This is a genomic window from Streptomyces sp. NPDC096079 (assembly GCF_040303145.1).
GTDB lineage: Bacteria > Actinomycetota > Actinomycetes > Streptomycetales > Streptomycetaceae > Streptomyces.
On sequence record NZ_JBEOST010000029.1, the window covers coordinates 1 to 17815 of the forward strand.

Sequence of the window (17815 nt, forward strand, 5' to 3'; positions counted from 1 at the left end):
CGTCGCCGAGCGCTTGCCGTCCACGTTCGCCCGGTGCCACTCCCAGGACGGGATCTGGGTCCAGCCGTCGCCGGCCGGGCGGCCACCCGATCGTTCCGGGCAGGGATCGTCGGGTCCTGGCAGGGTGGCGGTTCCTACGGTGAGGACATCAGAAGGAAGGACACGCACCCGTGCTGGAGCAGCTCAACCAGGCGCTCGACCACATCGAGCGCCGCCTCGACGCCGAGGCCGGCGGTGAGATCGACGTCGCCGAGGTCGCCCGGATCGCGATGACGTCGGAGTACCACTTCCGGCGCCTGTTCTCGGCGCTCGCCGGTATGCCGCTCTCCGTGTACGTACGGCGCCGGCGCATGACGCTCGCCGGGGCCGAGGTGCTGGGCGGGGAGCGGACGCTGCTCGACGTGGCCGTGCGCTACGGGTACGGCTCGGGCGAGGCGTTCGCGCGGGCGTTCCGGTCGGTGCACGGCATCGGGCCGGGCGAGGCCCGGCGCACGGGTGCGGTGCTCACGGCGCAGCCGCGCATGTCCTTCCGTGTCGTCGTCGAAGGGAGCACGACCATGCGGTACCGGATCGTGGAGAAGGAAGCGTTTCGGGTCGTCGGCAGGAAGGCGCGGGTCCCGCTCGTGCACGAGGGGGTCAACGCGGCCGCCGCGAAGCACGTGGAGAACCTGGACACGCGGGCGATCGTACGGATGAAGGAGCTGGCCGACGGGGAGCCGAACGGGGTCCTGTCCGCGGTGGTCCACCTCACCGACAGCCGGGAGGAGGGCGCCGAGGTCGACTACTGGATCGGTGTGGTCACCGGTACCGAGGCCGGCGCGGAGGAACTCGACGCGCTCGACGTGCCGGGCGGGACCTGGGCGGTCTTCGACAACCACGGCCCCTACCCGACGGCCCTCCAGGAGCTCTGGCGGGACGTGTTCACGCAGTGGTTCCCCTCGAACCCGTACGTGAGCCGGCCCGGTCCCGAGCTGCTGCGGACACAGCCCGTGGAGATCGGCTCGGACACCGACTCGCAGCTGTGGATCCCCGTCGAACGGGTCGGCGGGGGCGCCGGGGCGTGAACGCCGGGCCCGGGGGTGCGGGGGTGACTCAGGGAGTGCCGAGGTACGCCTCCCGTACCGCCGGGTCCGCCCGGACCTCGCCCGCCGTCCCCTCGGCGAGCACCCGGCCGAGGTCGAGCACCACGACGCGTGAGCACAGCTCCATCACGAAGGCCACGTCGTGTTCGACGAGCAGCACCGCGCAGCCCTCCTCGTCGGCCATGTGCCGCACGACGGCGGCGAGCGTGCGGCGTTCCTCGGCGGTCGTCCCGGACGCGGGCTCGTCCAGGAGCAGGACCCGGGGCGGATCGGCGAGCGCACGGGCCAGCTCGACCATGCGGGCCTGACCGACGGGCAGGCCGCCCGCGTACGAGGCCGCGAGCGGGTCGAGCCCGCACTCCCGGAGCACGGCGGCGGCCCGCTCCCGGCGGAGCCGCGCCGCGCGCCGCGCTCCGCCCCGCCAGTCCTGGGCCACGACGAGATTGTCCGCGACGGTCAACTGGCCGAAGAGCTGCTGGCGTTGGAAGGTCCGGCGGATGCCGTGCCGGGCCCGCCACATCGGGGACCTGCGCGTGATGTCCGTGCCGTCGTACGCGATCGCTCCCGCGTCGGGGCGCCGCATCCCCGACAGCACGTCGAAGAGGGTCGTCTTGCCCGCGCCGTTCGGCCCGATGAGGCCGCAGATCTCACCGGGGCCGACGGAGACGGACACGTCACGCAGGGCGTGGACGCCGCCGAAGCGGACGCCGATCCCGCTCGCGCGGAGCAGTGCGTGGTTCATCGGCGGGCTCCCGTCCCCAGGTAGGTCTCGGCGAGCCGGTCCCTGTCCACCTCGGAGCGGGGTCCGGACCAGGCGATCTCGCCCTGTGCGAGGTACGCGACGGTGTCGGCGATCCCGAGCACCTCGGCCGCCTTCTCCTCGACGAGGACGAGCGCGGTGCCGTGGTCGCGGAGTTCGGTCAGGAGCCGGAAGACCTCCTCCACGACGCGCGGCGCGAGGCCGAGGGACGGTTCGTCGGCGACGAGCAGGGCCGGCGGGCGCTGGAGGAGCGGCGCGAGGGCGAGGAGCTGCTGCTCGCCGCCCGACAGGGAGCCCGCGGCGACCGTGCGGCGGGCGGCGAGCGCGGGGAACCGCCCGTACACGGCGTCGCGGTCCTCGGCTCGCGTCAGGTGCAGCGCCAGGTTCTCCTCGATCGAGAGTCCGGCGAAGATCCCCCGCCCCTCGGGGGCCAGCCGCACCCCACGGCGTGCCCGGGCGACGGCCGTGTCGCCTGTGGCGTCCCCACCCCGGACGCGCACGAGACCGGCGGTCGGCCGCACCTGCCCCGCGGCGACCCGGCAGAGGGTGGACTTCCCGGCTCCGTTGGGCCCGAGCAGCACCAGCACCTCTCCCCCGGCGACGGCGAGGTCCACGCCGCGCAGCACGGGCGCACCGCCGTATCCGGCGTGCACCCCGCGCAGTTCGAGCGCTCCGGGCGCCTCGTCGGGGCCGCTGCCCGGCGCCGCCTCGCTGACGGCGGTCGCCGCGCGCGGCGGCGCGGACGACGGCCCGTCCCCCGGGCGCGGCTCCGGCACCCGCACCGGCCGCGCCCGACGGGCCGCGAGCCTCGACGGGAGCGCGGCGCAGTAGCCGTCCGGGTCGTTCGCGAGGGCCAGACCCGCCAGGCCGAAGAGGATCACCGGGAGATGCGCGGACTCCGTCACGTACGTGGTGACGAGGTGTGGGACCACCGCGAAGACGAGCCCCGCCACCACCGCGAACTGCGGCCTGCGCACCCCCGCGGCGACCACGACCGCGAGCCACACCAGGCCCGTCATCGCCGTGAAGTCCGTGGCCGTGATCCTGGTGCTGTACGAGGCGTAGAGCACGCCGCCGAAGCCCGCGAGGCCCGCCGACACGGTGAACAGCAGGAGCTTCGTCCGTACCACCGACACCCCCGACGCGGCCGCGGCCTCCGGGGCCGAGCGGACCGCGAGCATGGCCCGGCCCCAGCGCGAGCCGCGCAGCCGGGTGAGGAGGGCGACGAGCGCCGCGCTGAGCAGCACGAGGGCGAGTCCCATCGCCCGGTCGTCGCTCAGGTCCACCGGTCCGGCGGCCGGCCTCGGGATCTCCCACCCGGTGTCGCCGTTGCGCAGCCATCCGAGCTGGAAGAGCACCTGGTCGGCGAGGAAGGCGAGCGCCAGGGTGGCCAGGGCCAGTGTCCTGCCGCCGAGCCGCAGCGCGGGCAGCGCGACCACGGCGCCGAGCAGGGCCGCCGCGGCCGTGCCGACGGCGGCGGCGACGACGAAGGGCCAGCCGTGGCTCATCAGCAGCCCCGCGACGAGGGCCGCACCGGTCACGAACGTCGCCTGGGCCAGCGACACCATCGCCCCGAGTCCGGTGACGACGGTGAACGACATGAACACGAGGCCGATCGCGAGCCCTTGGGCCAGGATCCCGCTCCAGAAGGGCGTGGTGACGGTGTAGAACGCCGTGCCGAGGAGCGCGCCCGCCACCACCCAGGCGCCCCAGCGGCGGGTCCGGCCCCTTCCGGCGAGGTACTCGACGGGTGGTGGGTCCGCGGCTGCCGTGCCCGCCGCACGGCGCCGGCGCCGGCCGAGGACGACGAGACCGGCGAAGAGGATGAGGAACGGCACGGCCGTGCGGAAACCGGTGATGTCCTCGGCGAACGAGGCGTACCCCGCCACGAGGTTCTGCAGCACCCCGAGGCCGAGACCGCCCGCGAAGGCGAGCGGCACCGAGGTGAAGCGCCCGAAGACGGCCGCCGTGGCCGAGACGAACAGGAACAGGGTGTAGTCGTGCGCGGAGAGCCCGAGCAGCGGGGTGGCGAGGACGCCGGCGAGGCCCGCGAGGCCGGACGACAGCATCCACGCGAGGGAGGACAACCGGTCCGCGCTGATGCCCCGCAGCTCGGTCAGCGCCCGGTTGTCGACGGCCGCCCGCAGCCGCAGGCCGAGCCTGGTGCGGCGCATCAGGACCCACAGGGCGGCCGCGGCGAGGGCCGTCGCGATCCAGGTGATCAGCTGGTCGGAGTCGACGCCCACGCCGTCGACCGGCTGCCAGGACACGGCGGGGCTCGGCCCGACGCCCGGGAGGCCGAACTGGTTCTCGGCGGGCCTGACCGGGGCGCCCGCCCGCCCGAGCAGCTCGACCGCCCACAGTCCCGCCGCGGGCAGCGCGACGAGGAGGCCGATCGTGGCCACGATCTGCGCGGTCTCGCCGACGCCGGCCAGCTTCCTGAACATCAGCCGGTCCAGGCCCCAGCCGAGGCCGGGCGCCACCACGAACACCAGGAGCAGGGCGGTGGGAACGGCCGGCCAGCCGAAGCCGGAGTGGAGCTCGTGGAAGGCCAGCGCGGACAGGTAGGCGGTGGCGCCGTGCGCGAAGTTGAAGAGCCCGGAGGCGGAGTAGGCCAGGACGAGGCCGGTCGCGAGCAGCGCGTACAGCGCGCCCGAGACCAGCCCGCTCAGGACGAAGCCCAGCAGGTCACCCACGTGACGCGCCCCTCAGCCGAAGGGGATCGGGGGGTAGCACCGGAACGGCACGGCCACCTCGTACCGTCCGTCCTTCAGGCGGACGAGCGCGCCGCAGCCGAAGCTCTCCTTCCTGCCCTTGGGCTCGGCGCGGTCGCCGACGAGCGTTCCGGTGTCGGAGAAGCCGTCGGCGGCCTTCTGGAAGGACTCGACGGTCAGGTCCTTGCCGGCCTTCGCCGCGAGGGCGAGGAAGAGGTCGGCGCTCATGTAGCCGGTCATCATGTGCATGTTCAGGGGGACGTCCTGGCCGCCCGCGGCCTTCCTGATGTCGGCCTTGAACCGGCGCATCGCGGGGCTGTCCGCCTCGAAGGGCTGGAACTGCAGCAGCACGTGCACCCCGTCGAGCGCCTGCCGCGTCGCGGCCTTCGCGAGCAGCCCGGGGTCGTAGTCCGTCGGGTCGGAGAGGAGGCCCTTGTAGCCGGACCTCTTGAGTGCGGTGAACAGGCCGATGTTGTACGGCGTCTGCATGACGGAGACGACGGCGTCGGGTGCGGCGCCGCCGGGGCCCGAGCGGAGGATCTCCTTGGTGTAGGCCGACCAGTCGCTGGGCATCGAGGTGGCCGGGACCACGGCCTTGGCGTACGCGACCCGGAAGCCGGCCGCCTTGAAGCCCTGGGTGAAGGTACGGATGCCGAACTTGCCGGCGTCGTTGTCGCCGGCGATCAGCGCGACCGACTTGCCGCGCGCGCCGCCGAGGACGGTCGCGAGGCCTTCGGGCCAGGTCTGGTTGAGCGTGCCGCCGGGCGTCGGGACGAGGCAGCCGTTGAAGCCGTAGAGGTGCTCAGGTCCGCAGAAGGAGGGGAGGGTGCCCCAGCCGACCGTCGGGACCTTCTGCGCGTCGAGGAAGTCCGCCCCCGCGAAGGTGACGGAGCTCATGGGCGCGACGGCGAAGACCTTGTCCTGCTGGACGAGTTTGCGGGCCGCCGCCAGGTTCCTCGCGGGGTCCTGGCCGTCGTCCTCGGCGCCCAGGTACTCGATCTTCCGGCCGTTGACCCCGCCCTCGGCGTTGGCCCGGTCGTAGCGGGCGCGGGCGCCGAGGTCGGTGTCCTTCTTGGAGTAGCCGCTGGCGGTCGTCATGGAGACGATCCCGCCGACCTTGATCGAGTCGGCGGTGACTCCGCGTACGGAGGAAGAGCTGCTTCCGCCGCTTCCGCCGGTGGAGGCGGAGTTACAGGCGGTGACGAGGAGCAGGGCGAACGAGGCGGCGATGACGCGCAACGGTCGAGGCACGGGCGATCCCTCCGTCGGGTGACCGCATTCTGTGACCGGACCGATGAACCGTCAATAACTGATGCAGCGTCAATTGACGATGCATCAGGAGGTTGGGGATGTCTGCGATCCGCCCTCCGGGAGGGACGGGCGACGGGCGTAGGTGAAGAGGTGCTCCTCGGGGGCCGCACGCTCGTCGTCCGGGGCGAAGGACGACACCGCGTGGTGGAGCACGTCGAGGCCGCACTCCTCCCGCTGGAGGCGCAGGTACTCCTCGACCGAGAAGCTGGAGACCCTGACCGTGCGTTCCATCCAGACGATCTCGACGTCCTCCACGTCCGCCGGGACCGTCGCCGTCACCAGGAATCCGCCCGGCGCCAGCCAGCCCGCCATGCGCCCGAGGCTCGCCGCCGCCTCCGCCCGGCTCATCATCATCAGCGGGAAGAACGCGCACACGGCGTCGAAGTGGCCCTCGGGAGCGTCGAAGGCCCGCACGTCGCACTGCTCGAAGCGGGCCCCGGGCACCTGCGCGCTCGCGAGGGCGACCATCTCGCCGGACACGTCGATGCCGGTCACCTCGCAGCCGGCGCGCGCCAGGAGGTCGGCGACCGGGCGTCCGGTCCCGCTGCCCACGTCGAGGACCCTGGCCCCGGCGCCCAGGCGCGCGGTCAGCCACTCGATCGCCTCCCGCTGCGCGGGCAGCCGGACGAAGGCGCGTTCGTACTCGACGCCGAGGCCGTCGAACAGTTCCGCCGCCGTCATCGAGCGCTTCTCCGTACCGTCGTGGTCCATTGCGAGTCCCTTCCGTCGCGGGTGCGTACGGGGTTTTCGTACCACGGGCGGGACCGGGATCGGCGTGCCGCGGACGCCCTCGCCCGGTGATGCCGCAACCCGTGCGACCGGACCCAGGGGCCTTCCGGACCGCCCCTAGGACAGGCGCACCCTCGCGGCCAGCTCGTCCTGGTTCGGCAGGCCCAGGAACGTGTCCAGGAGGCGGCGCTCGATGTGGTGGGCGTCCCACACCGCCGCACGTTCGAGACCGACGCACTCCTCGGGGGTGGCCCGTCGCTCCGCCCCTTCCGAGTCGAAGATCACGCACTTCCTGAAGTCGGCGCGGTCCTGTGTGAACAGGACCACCGGGCGGGCGGCCGCCCCCGCGAGGGGGCGGCTCCCGATCGGTTCCCACCGGTCGCCGTCCGGGAGACGGACCGCCTGCGCGAACAGCAGCGGCCTGGTGTCGAGGTCGTCGAGATCGGCGGACGGCCCGGCGGTCCGGTAGTCGTAGAACGCCGTGTACGTGGTGGTGAGCACCCTGCCGTACCCCCACGAGCCGTCGGCCAGCGGGATCCGCAGGTACGTCCCCGGCCCGCTCACCGCTGCCCCCGCACGGCGTCGCGCACCAGCTGCTTGAACGGGGTTCCCGTGAACGGTGCGAGTGGGCCGAACTCCAGGTCCGACGCCAGGTGGAACATCTCTCCCATGAGGCTGTCCCTCTTGACACCGCGCGAGTCGTTCTCCGTCAGCCGCGGCCCCGGATCCGTGTCCGACCACGCGCCCCCGCGAAAGTCCTTGATGCCCAGTTCGGCAGCCCGCCTGCCGCCGTTGTCGTCGATGAGCTGCTGCTCCCTGCCCCTGATGGCGAGGTAGCCGAAGTCCCGGTACCGCTCAGCGTAGTTGACGGCGAAACCGACGGCGAAGCTGTCCAGCTCGGCCGGACCGAAGCCCGCTCCGTCCGGTTCGGCGCGCTCGTCCACGTGGTGCCTGGTGTCCCGGGCCTTCATGGCGTCGATCGCCTGTTCACGCCAGGACTGGTTGAGGTCGATGACCATGCTCGTACGGCCCGCGTAGACGCGTCCGTTGGTGTTCGTCTTGGTGTACGTCACGTACACGCGCCCCCGCCTCACCTCCGGCGTCTTCCGATTCGCGGACGGTTCCGGGATGGGGAAGGGGGCGTGCACCAGTTGCTGGACCTGGGTGAGGACGGGGAACGCCCCCCGCATGGTCGGCACCCCGAAGGGGTTGCCGTTCTGGACGATGGAACCCGCGCGTTGGATGTACTGCCGTACCTCCAGGGCCATCGCCAGGGCCGCGACCGCCTGCCCTGCCACGAGCGCCCCGCCGGCGGCCAGGGGCGCGGGCGCGGCGGCCGGTGCCGCGGCCGCCGGTGCCGCGGCCGGGGCCGCAGCGGGCGCGGCGGCAGCAGGCGCGGCGGTCGCACCGGCTCCGCCCTTCAGGAGGGCGGCTCCCCCCCATCGCACGGCCGCCCGCTCCAGCGCCGAGGCCCCCTGCCGGAGGGTCACGGCGAGGGCTTCGGCCGGTTCGTGTCCGTCCCGGTCGGTGAGGGTGACCGGGTTGCCCCGCGCGTACCGGTACAGGTTCGGTCCGTCGACGAGTCCGGACGGATCGGCGGCGGTCCATCTGCCGAGCCAGCAGGCGTAGAAGCGGGCACCGTGCAGGGCGAGTCCGGTCTCCTCGTCCCGCTCCACGCCCGTGTAGCGGTACCGCTTGGGCGTCTCGGTGCGGCTGCGGACCGCCTGGTACGTCGTGCTGCCGTACGGCGCGTACTCCTCGTACGAGATGATCTGCGCCCGCTCGTCGAGTTCGAGGCTGGAGGAGCCGAGGTGGTTCCCTGCCTGGTAGCGGATCAGCCGGGGCGGTGCCGGGTCGGAGCCCTCGGTGTCGCGGGTGCGCAGCTCCGTGAGGGCGAAGCGTTCCTCGCCGGAGCCGGATCCCCCTCCCGCGTCGGCCGTGGTGTGCACCGTCTCCCGTTCGAACACGGCGGTGTCGGAGCCGATCGGGCCGCGGTGTCGCCGGAACAGCTCGACGTCCCCGAGGTAGATGCGCTCCTCGATCAGGCCCGGCGCCTTCTCCCACACCTTGCGCACCCGCCGGCCGTCGGCGTCGTACACGCAGTGGACGGTGCCGCCGCCGCCCAGGTCCGCGCGGCGCAGCCGGTCCGCGTGGTCCCAGTGGAGGCTGGGGCCCGGGGCGCCGCCGCCCAGGTGCGGCATGCGGGTCATGCTGCCGTGCCGGTCGTGGGTGTACGGCTCGACGAGCGGCGGGGTGGTGCCGCCGGGGTCGAGGGTCGTGGAGCTGAGCCGGTTGCCGGTCTTGGCGAGGGTTCCTCCCGTGCCGTCCTCCAGGAGGCTGGGCTCGGCGTACGTGTAGCCGCGTGTCCAGCCGGCGTGGGCGGGGTCGCTGCCGCGGTGCTGCACCCGCAGGATGTTGCCGACCAGGTCGTGGACGTGGCGCTCGACGTACGTCCCCATCGTCTGCTGGGTGTTGGGGTGGTCGAGCCGGGTGTGGAAGGCGTCGGAGGCGTCGGGGGCGGTCGGGGCCCTCCGAGTTCCGTCGGCCTGCTGGCCCAGGTGCTCGCGGCCGGTGGCCTGGACGAGCCGGTAGAGGGCGTCGTGGACGTAGTCGTTGCTCGGTTCGACGCGCTGGTTGCGGAAGAAGACGGTCTGCTGGGCGTCGTCGTGGATGTGGGTGAGGTTCCCCGACGGGTCGTACGTGTAGTGCAGGTTCTGCAGGCCGCAGGAGCCGGCGGGTGGCCGGGGGGCGTCCGGGTGGTCGCAGTCCTCGGGGAACGACGGGCCGCGTCCCGTGACGAGGTGGACCAGCCGGAAGGTCAGCGGATCGTGACGGTAGCGGGTGGTGGCGCCGTTCTTGTGGGCGACGCGGGTGCGCCTGCCGTGGGCGTCGTAGTCGATGTCCGTGATGCCGACCGGGGAGGGCGGCTCGCTGCCCGGGTCGAGGAGTCCGGCGGGCCGGCCGGCCCGCTCCAGCCAGACGTCGACGCCGTCGAGCAGGCCCGCCTCGTTGAAGACGGGCTGGACGACGTGGAGCCGGCCCGGGACGCGGTCGCTGTGCGGCAGCGTGGCCTGGACGGTGCGGTTCAGCGCGTCGTAGCGGCTGCTGTCCTCGAAGGTCTCGTCCGCCAGGCGCGGGTCCGCCGCCCAGTCGGGCAGGGCCCGGTGGTCGGCGGTCAGGGTGCGGGTGCGGTGGAGGGCGTTGCCCTTGAAGTCGTAGGCCTCCAGGGGGGTGCCGGCCGCGTCGAGCCGCGCGTGGACGACGACTCCCGCGCCGTCGAAGTGCCGCAGGGCGCGGGTGCGCAGATTGAGCCGCCGCGCGCGGGCCTCGTCGGCGGGTGACGCGCCGGCGGCGGGTTCGCCGTACTCGATCCGCTCGATCCGCACCTCGCGGTCGAGGGTGCGCGGGTCGGAGGCGGCGTCCCCGTCGGCGACGGTTCCGCGGACGGTCGTGGTGACGCGACGGCGCAGCGCGTCGTACGTGGTGGCGACGGTGTGGCCCCGGCTGTCCCAGGCGCGGATCGGGTTGCCGAGGGCGTCCGGCAGGGTCCAGCGGGCCCCGGCCTCCATGCTGTGCTGGTGGATCCGGTTGCCGAGCAGGTCGTGGGCGTACCGGACGACGATCCGCCCGAGCGGGTCGCCCGCCTGGGTCACGGCGTCGCGCGCCAGGCGCTGGTTGCCCTCGATGTCGAGCTCGGTGCGGGTGGCGACGGTGTCCTCGGTGCCGTCGAGGTCGTGGCCCGGGCAGACGACCCGGTTGCGTTCGACGGTGAGGAACGGCCGCCCCAGCGGGTCGAGATGGGCGGTGGTGGGCGTGTCGGCGTGGGCGGCGGCGCGGGCGGCGGCGGACTGCTCGTGCGGGCCGAGGGCACCGCCGATCCGCTGGGCGTGCCACGTGTCGAACGGGGTCGTCCGGGCGGCGAGGTGATGTGCCAGGAGGCCGCGCACATCGGGGTCGGTGCGCGGGTCGCCGGTCTGCCCGCCGCGGGGCGCACAGGTGTCGTTGCCGTCGAACGTGGTCTGTTCCCAGGGCCCGAACAGGACCTTCTCGTAGGTGTCGTGGGGGTGGAGGGTGGCGACGACGCGCCCGACGGGGTCGTGGAAGAGGACGGGGCTGACGCCGACCGTCACGCCGAACTCGAACTCGGGCGTGGCGCTGAAGAAGGGCTCGTACTGGCGGACCGGCTTGCCCTTGTTGTTGTGGACGACCCAGCCGCCGCACGCCCAGCGCGGTGTGACGGCCGGCCCGCCGTCGGTCAGCGGACCGGGCTCGGCCCGTGTCTTGCGCTGGATCTCGCGGCCGAAGCCGTCCGAGTGTCCGTAGGTGGTCCGGATCCTGAGTCCGTGCGGCGGGAGGGGGTCGTGGTGGTGCGTCTCGCGGGTCAGCGTCACCACCACGGCGGGGCGGCGCAGCCGGCGGAACCGGTCGAGGTCGTACACGACGCGGCTGGTGGCACCCGCGAGCAGTGCGGCGGCCGCCGCGTCCGGGTCGGCCGCCGCGGCGAGCAGGTCGACCGCTCCCGAGTCCGGGTCCTGCGGGAATCCGTCCAGGGTGTCGCCCTCGGCGGGCGCGGGCGCGGCCTTGCCCATGAGGGCGGTGCCGGTGACCATGCCGAGGGCGTCGAAGGCCACCTCGGTGCGGTTGCCGTTGGCGTCGGCGACGAGGCGCGGCTGGAGCACCCGGTAGTCGTTGGCCTCCACCGTCGTCGTGTTGCCGAGCGGGTCGCGCACCTCGACGGTCAGCAGGTCGTCGACGTCGACGTCGACGGTGGTGTCCTGGCCGAAGGGGTCGCGGTGGCGCCGGACGACGAAGTGGTGCCGCAGGGCCCGCTCCAGCTCGGCAGCCGGGGGGTCGTCGGGGGCGGTGGAGAAGTAGGAGCGGCCGGACGGCAGCCACCAGTGGTCGTCGGCGTCCGTGGCCGGGAACCGCCCGTCCGCCTTGAGGGTCCTGCCGGACAGATAGCCGCCGCGGTCGGCCCCCGGCCCCGCGAGGACGCTCGCCGGGTCCGGCAGCAGCTCCTCGGGGGAACCGTCGGGGCGCGGCCGGCGGAGGACGGACGCGAGGAGGCCCGGGGTGAGGGCGAGCGTGTAGGTCTCGCCGGTGGTGGCGCGGGGCTCGAGACCGCCCAGCGGGAGGAGCCGCGCGAGGTCGTCGCTCCGGTAGTGGGTGCGGTTCTGCCCGATCGGCCGGCGGCAGGCTCCGGGGGCGGGTGGTTCCTCGTAGGCAACCTCCCGCGCGTAGCGGTGGCGCAGCCGTCCGGTGGTGTCGGGGTCGGGCTCGACGAAGTCCTCCGCGAGGAAGCGGCCGCGGGGCCCCGTGGCGTCGTATCCGGTGAGCTCGAAGGTCCGCGTCTCGCACGTCGCGGGGTGGCGCCACGCGGTGGAGGTGTCGATCCCGTGGGTGACGCGGTGCTCGGTGTAGGTGACGAGGGACGTGGTCTGCCGGTCCCGGTCGGCCGGATGGAGGGCGTCGAGGGCGGGGTTCGGAACGGCGCGGACGCCGCCGTCCGGGTCCGCCGTGACCAGCTGGGCGCGGCGGCCGTAGCCGATCGCGGCTTCCTTGAGGACGGTGCCGTACGGATCGACTTCGAGGACCAGCGTGTGCCGGGTGCGCGGGTCGGCGGCGTTCCGCTCGTAGTGGTGGGTGAGCGTCTCGCGCGGCTGGACGTCGAACACGGCGAACTCGTGCGTACCGCACGCCTGGAGGCGGCGGACGGTGAAGTTCTGCTCGGTGACCGTGTACGGGGTGTCGGCGCGGGTCCGCTCTTCCGGGGTCGGCTCGGGACCGGCGTCGTCGGCGTAGACCTCACGCCGCAGCAGGGTGCCCTTGAGGGCGCGGCACGCCTGCCGTTCCTCCTCTTCGTTCAGGCCCGTGGGCAGCGGGGTGTCGTCGAGGAGCAGGTCACGGGCGGCGGCCGGGGTGAGTCCCGGTTCGCGGTGGTACTCGCCCTCGTGGTGCCGCGAGACGCGCTCGCGGTCCAGGCGGTCGCCGGTGTGGAACCACGACTTGATGTGCGCCGGGGGTACGGAGGAGGCGGGGGCGGTGTCGCTCCCGCCGTCTCCCGTCGTCGGGCCCGTGACGGCTTCGAGTTCCTCGGTGTCCCACTGCTCGACCATGCCGAAGCCGCAGAACTCGCGTTCGACGCCGTCGTACCGGCCGTGGTGGTAGCGGTAGCGCGTGGTGAACCGGTTGCGGCTCACGTGGTCGTACGTCTCCACGCGTTCGACGACGTGGACGGGGAAGGCGAGCCGGGCGATCCACGGCCGGCCCTCGTACGCGTCCTGGAGGGAGAACCTCGTCGACGGCGCGTAGGTCAGCCGGGTCTCCGCGCCGAGGTTGTTCGTGAGGCCCACCAGCAGATGGGGTTTGGCGCCTCCCATGAGGTTGACGTACCGCAGGGGCCGGCCGGCGTCCTGGGCGAGCGGTGAGGACCAGACGAGGCAGGTCGTGCCGTCGCCCAGGAGGTCTGCCGTGGTGACGTCGGTGGCACGGTCGGCCGACGGGAACGCCGGCAGTGCCCGGGGACCGCTCCAGCCGTTTCCGGACTGGTTGAAGTAGAGCCGCACGCCGTCGCGGTGGAGGTAGAGGAGGTCGGTGGTGCCGGAGCCGTCGATGTCCGCCAGCCGGACGCGCTGCTGGTCGAACGTCTCCGGGTGGTCGAACCACGGCGCGTTCTCCATCGTCACCTTCGCGCCGAAGCGCCCGTGGCCGAGGTTGGGCCAGTAGCAGACCTCGCCGTTGCCGACACGGACGAGGTCGGGGAGGCCGTCGCCGGAGAGGTCGGCGAGGTGGAGGGCGTGCGTGCCGTCGGAGAACACCGCACGCGGGCCCTGTTCCTCGTCGGCGGCGAACGCGATCCGCCCGGCGTCCTCGAACCCCTCCTCCCCGAGCGAGCGGTACCAGACGAGGGAGCTGTCCTCGGTGACCAGGACGTCGGCGCGTCCGTCTCCGTCCAGGTCGGCGATCCGGGCGTCCGGGGCGTTCAGCGGCATGCTGGGGAGCGAGGCGAACGGCCGGAACGGCTGCCAGCCCTCGGCGCCGTCGTGCTCGTACAGCCCGGGAGCGGACCCGTTCGAGACGACGACGTCCACGAGTCCGTCGCCGGCGAGGTCCACGAACTCGGCTCCGCCGCCGGGCGGGAGCGCGGGCATGCTGCCGACGTGCTCGACGGGCGCGAACCGGACGCGGGGGGCCGCGCCGCCCTTCCGGTCCGGGTCCGGCAGGGGGCTGATGTTGCGTGTGTAGAACCAGGCGCCCGACTGCTCGACGAGCACGCCCGGGACGCCCTCGCCGTGCAGATCGGTCCAGCGGTACGTCGTCCCGTCCAGGCCTACCGGGAGGTTCTCCACGGACCGGGGGTCGACCGTCTCGACCGTGTCCCGCACGGTGGGCTCCGTGTACGTGAACTCCACCGGCGGCATGCTCCTGCGGAGGTACCCGGTGCCCTCGCGGCGGTGGCCGTGCTGCGTGACGGCGCGCAGGAACGTGTACACGGGCCCGTCGGCCGCCGCCGGGTCGGCCGCGTCCCCGTGGTCGAATCCGGTCGACCGCACGAGGCAGTCGACGCCGACTCCGTCCGGCTCCGTGCCGGGGAAGTGGTGGAACATCAGCACGCGGCGGCAGAGCCGGCCGGTCCGCACCTCGAAGCCCGAGCGGTACGAGGAGAAGGCGTCCGGCCGGAGCGGCCACGGGTGGCGGAGGGCACCAGAGGCGTCGACCGCCTCGTCGTCCCCGGGCCGGGGGGCGTCCGGATGGTGATCGCCGTAGTCGAGGACGGCCTCGAACATCCAGCCGCCGGCCACGACCCCCGCGTCGAGGAAGTGGGGTCGTGCGCCGGCCTCGTCCAGGGCGGTCCTCCGGTTGCCGTAGAGGATGCGCTTCAGATAGCGCTGGGCGGTCCTGCGGACGTCGTCCCGTGGCCCCCGGTTGCGCTCCTGGGGCCTGTCGACGTCGACGCCGGTGCCGTCCTCGGCCCTGTAGCGGTAGAGGACGACGCCGCCCTTGTCGTCGCGGGTCTCGGAGATCAGCCAGCTGAAGACCCGGCCCGGGTCGCGCGGGTCCGCGATGCGGTGCTCCGGGTCGAGCCCGTACACGGTGAGGACGTTGTCCTTGGACACCGAGCGCCAGTGCACCTCGCCGACGCGCGGCGCGCCGGGCGCTCCTCCGGGCGTGGCGACGGCCGTCCAGCGCTCGATCCGGGCGAAGGCGCCCTCGACGCGCGGCCGGTAGCGGCGGACCCGGTGGCCGGCGATCTCGTCCTCGTGGACGACGAGGCCACCGGCGGGATCGCGGACCCAGTGGCCCTCGGGGTCCCGCGTGTGCCCGGGGTGGGCGGCGACCCAGTCGCCGGCCTCGTCCTGCCGGTACACCGGGACGAGGTCCTCCTCGCCCGACAGCACGAAGACGTCGGAGTCGACGGCGTCCAGGTAGCGCGGCAGCCCCTTGTCCGTCTTCCGCGTCACCGACGGGACCGACAGGCTCCAGCCGAAGCCGAAGGGGCCGTTGCCCGCTCCGGAGTCGTACGTCAGGGTGAGGTCCGGGCCGGATCCCCCGCGGCCCGGGCTCGTGGCGACGGGCACCGAGACGGATCCCGTGCCGGTCGCGGGATGGGCGGTGAACGTCTCGCCGATGCCCCGGACCGCTCCCCCGCCCTTCGGGAGCGTCACCTGCGGCGCGGCGACGACGAACCGCCGCGCGCCGGAACCGGCTCCTTCTCGTTCGCCCGTCACCACGCCCGGTCACCTCCGCGTCGAAGCCGCCTGTTCACGTCACTCCTGCTCGTGCGGCCGGACCGGTCCGGCCCTTCGGTCGTCCGCCGGCTCGCGCGGACGGTGCGGTGCGCCGTCACGGGGCGAACAGTTCGCTGGTGGCGGTCGGCCGGTGCGGGACGCGGGTGGGCGTGGCGGGTCCGGAGCGGACCGTCCCGCCGACCACCAGGACCCTCCCGTCGGACAGGACCGCCGCCGCGAAATCGGTCCGGCCGACCGCCATTCCGGGCACCGCCGTCCAGTGCCGCGTCTCCGGGTCGTACCGCGCGGCGCTGCGGTATCCCGCGTCGGGGAACAGGTCGTTGCCGCCGCCCGCCACCAGGACCTCGCCCGTCGCCAGCCGTACGGCGCGGTGCTGGGTCCGGCCGCAGGGCATGTCGCCCTCCGGGGTCCACCGTCCGCCCGCCGCCGGGTCCCAGCGCTCCGTCGTCGCCGTGCTGTACGGGTCGAGCCGGCCGTCTGCGCCCACCGCGCCCCCGCCGCCCGTGGCGAGGACCGAACCGTCGGCGAGCGCCGTGAGCTCGTGACCGCTGCGCGGGGCGGAGAGGCCGCCGGTGGGCGTCCAGGTGTCCGTCGCCGGGTCGTAGCACTCGGCGTACGCCAGCGCGGTGCCGCCGCGCCAGTCGCGGCGGGTGACCACCCAGCCGCCCGCGACCAGCACGCGGCCGTCCGGGAGCGGCACCGCGGGGTGGAAGGAGCGGGCGTCGGTCATGTCCCCCGCCTTCGTCCACCCCGGGAGCAGCGGGTCGAACAGCTCGGCCGAGTACAGCGACCGCTCCGAAGCGGCCGAGCGCCGGCCCGCGCCCCCGGCCACCAGCACCCGGCCGTCCGGGAGCAGGGTCGCCGAGTGCCCGTAGCGGGCCTCGCGGAGCTCGCCCGCCGGGCTCCAGTCGCCGGTGCCCGGGTCGTAGACCTCGGCGGTGGCCAGCGGCCTGGACGGAAAGGCGTTGGGGCCCGTGTGGCCGCCGGTCACCAGGACCCGCCCGTCGGCGAGCAGGGTGGTGGAGTGCATCCGGCGGGCGGCGGCGAGCGGCCGCCCCGGCGACCAGGCGCCGTCGCGGGGGTCGAAGAGCGCGGTGCCGTCCTGGGCGGTGAGCGCCGCGTCGGCCCCTCCCGCGATCAGGACGCGTCCGTCGGCCAGTCGTACGGCACTGCTCGTCGCGCCGTTGAGGACGCGCTCCCAGGGGAGCGGCCCGGCGGCCGACCAGGCGCCCCGGTGGGGTCGGTCGTCCGTCACGGCGTGAACACCTCCGTCACGGCCGCGGGGACGTCGGTGCCGGGCGTCGGCGAGCCGACGGCGGCGCGGGCCACTCCCCCGGCCGCCAGGACCCGTCCGTCGTCGAGGAGGACCGCGCCGAAGGCCCAGCGGCCGGTGGACATGGGACCCGCCACGGACCAGCCGCGCGCGCCGGGGTCGTAGCGCAGGGCGCAGGCGTACCCGACGTCCTGGCAGGCGTAGTCGGCGCCTCCGCAGACGAGGACCTCGCCCGTGCGCAGGGTCAGGGCGCGGTGGTGCCCGCGCCCCCAGGGCAGGGGCGGCTCCGGCCTCCACTGCTCGGCCACGGGGTCGTAGCGCTCGACGCCGGCCAGGCCGTGCGGGTCGTGGCGGCCGTCGTCGGCCGCGCGGGGACCGAAGCCTCCCAGGGTCAGCACCGTGCCGTCGGCGAGGATCACGCTCTGGTGGGCGCAGCGGGGGTCGCCGAGCGCGCCCGTCGGGGTCCAGGTGCCGGTCGCCGGGTCGTACAGCTCGCAGAGGCCGAGGGTCACCAGTTTCGTGCGGCCGGTGTCGGCCAGTCCGCCGGCGACGAGGACGCGTCCGTCGTGCAGGAGGACGGCCTGGTGGTGCCAGCGGGCGTCGCCCATGTCCCCCGTCGGGGTCCAGGTGCCGGTGCGGGGGTCGTAGAGCTCGGCGGAGGCCAGGGTGCGCAGGCTGTGGGCGTCGCGGGGGCGGTGGCCGCCCGCGACGAGCACCCGCCCGTCGGGCAGCCGGGTCGCCGTGTGGCTCTGGCGGGGTTCGCGGAGCGAGCCGGTGGGCGTCCACCTCTCGGTGGCGGGGTCGTAGAGCTCGGCGGTGGCCAGGGCCGGCGGGGGGTAGGCCTGCGGTCCTGTGATGCCGCCGACCGCGAGGACCCGGCCGTCGGCGAGCGGCGTGAGGGTGTGCATGCGCCGGGCCCGGCGGAGCGGGGCGGTGACGGTCCAGCGGGCGTCGGCCGGGTGGAAGAGGGCGGCCGTGTCGAGGGCGACCAGGTCGCGTCCGGCGCCGCCGGCGTGCAGCACGCGGCCGTCGGGCAGGAGGACCGGTCCGTCCTGCTGGCCGGCCAGCATGACGAGCGGAGCGGGGAGCTCTCCGGCCGGTGTCCAACGTCCGGACGGTGGCGCTCCGTACGGGGAGAGCGCCCCGGTGGGGTGTGCGCCGCCGTCGGCGAGCAGGGTGCGCATCGGTGTCCTTCC

At 74.3% G+C, this 17815-nt stretch carries 9 protein-coding genes; 1 reads left to right on the forward strand and 8 read right to left on the reverse strand.

Annotation, left to right across the window (positions count from 1 at the left end; all coding sequences use genetic code 11):
• Nucleotides 1-170: 170 nt before the first annotated feature.
• Nucleotides 171-1064 carry an AraC family transcriptional regulator gene (locus tag ABTY59_RS34210; protein WP_352023020.1) on the forward strand — a complete coding sequence of 298 codons (894 nt, stop codon included), beginning with the start codon at nt 171-173 and terminating at the stop codon, nt 1062-1064.
• A gap of 28 nt (nt 1065-1092) precedes the next feature.
• On the opposite strand, the gene ABTY59_RS34215 is transcribed toward ABTY59_RS34210, so the two are convergent.
• The 8 genes from ABTY59_RS34215 to ABTY59_RS34250 form a co-directional block, all read right to left on the reverse strand.
• Nucleotides 1093-1824, reverse strand: coding sequence for an ABC transporter ATP-binding protein (locus tag ABTY59_RS34215; protein WP_352023021.1), 732 nt, complete (start codon nt 1822-1824; stop codon nt 1093-1095).
• A complete protein-coding gene (locus ABTY59_RS34220; protein WP_352023022.1) occupies nt 1821-4538 on the reverse strand; it encodes an ABC transporter permease subunit in 2718 nt (905 codons plus the stop codon). Before ABTY59_RS34220 ends, ABTY59_RS34215 begins: the two co-directional genes overlap by 4 nt.
• 12 nt (nt 4539-4550) lie before the next feature.
• Nucleotides 4551-5807, reverse strand: coding sequence for an ABC transporter substrate-binding protein (locus tag ABTY59_RS34225; protein WP_352023023.1), 1257 nt, complete (start codon nt 5805-5807; stop codon nt 4551-4553).
• 84 nt (nt 5808-5891) lie between these two features.
• Nucleotides 5892-6578, reverse strand: a complete 687-nt coding sequence (locus ABTY59_RS34230; protein ID WP_352023024.1) for a class I SAM-dependent methyltransferase — start codon at nt 6576-6578, stop codon at nt 5892-5894.
• A 135-nt stretch (nt 6579-6713) separates the two neighbouring features.
• Nucleotides 6714-7160, reverse strand: coding sequence for an immunity 26/phosphotriesterase HocA family protein (locus tag ABTY59_RS34235; protein ID WP_352023025.1), 447 nt, complete (start codon nt 7158-7160; stop codon nt 6714-6716).
• On the reverse strand, nt 7157-15325 hold the full coding sequence (locus tag ABTY59_RS34240) for a SpvB/TcaC N-terminal domain-containing protein (RefSeq protein WP_352023026.1): 8169 nt from the start codon (nt 15323-15325) through the stop codon (nt 7157-7159). The genes ABTY59_RS34235 and ABTY59_RS34240 overlap by 4 nt, the downstream gene beginning before the upstream one ends.
• A 115-nt stretch (nt 15326-15440) precedes the next feature.
• Complete coding sequence (locus ABTY59_RS34245) at nt 15441-16601, reverse strand: Kelch repeat-containing protein (protein ID WP_352023027.1); 1161 nt, start codon at nt 16599-16601, stop codon at nt 15441-15443.
• Entirely contained in the window at nt 16598-17803 is a 1206-nt protein-coding gene (locus ABTY59_RS34250; RefSeq protein ID WP_352023028.1) for a Kelch repeat-containing protein, read from the reverse strand. The genes ABTY59_RS34245 and ABTY59_RS34250 overlap by 4 nt, the downstream gene beginning before the upstream one ends.
• Nucleotides 17804-17815 lie beyond the last annotated feature (12 nt).

What these genes read in the sequence shown, in the direction of transcription:
- ABTY59_RS34215 (WP_352023021.1), bottom strand. Translation starts at nt 1,824, where the DNA reads ATGAACCACGCACTGCTCCGCGCGAGCGGGATCGGCGTCCGCTTCGGC.
- ABTY59_RS34230 (WP_352023024.1), bottom strand. Translation starts at nt 6,578, where the DNA reads ATGGACCACGACGGTACGGAGAAGCGCTCGATGACGGCGGCGGAACTG.
- ABTY59_RS34250 (WP_352023028.1), bottom strand. Translation starts at nt 17,803, where the DNA reads ATGCGCACCCTGCTCGCCGACGGCGGCGCACACCCCACCGGGGCGCTC.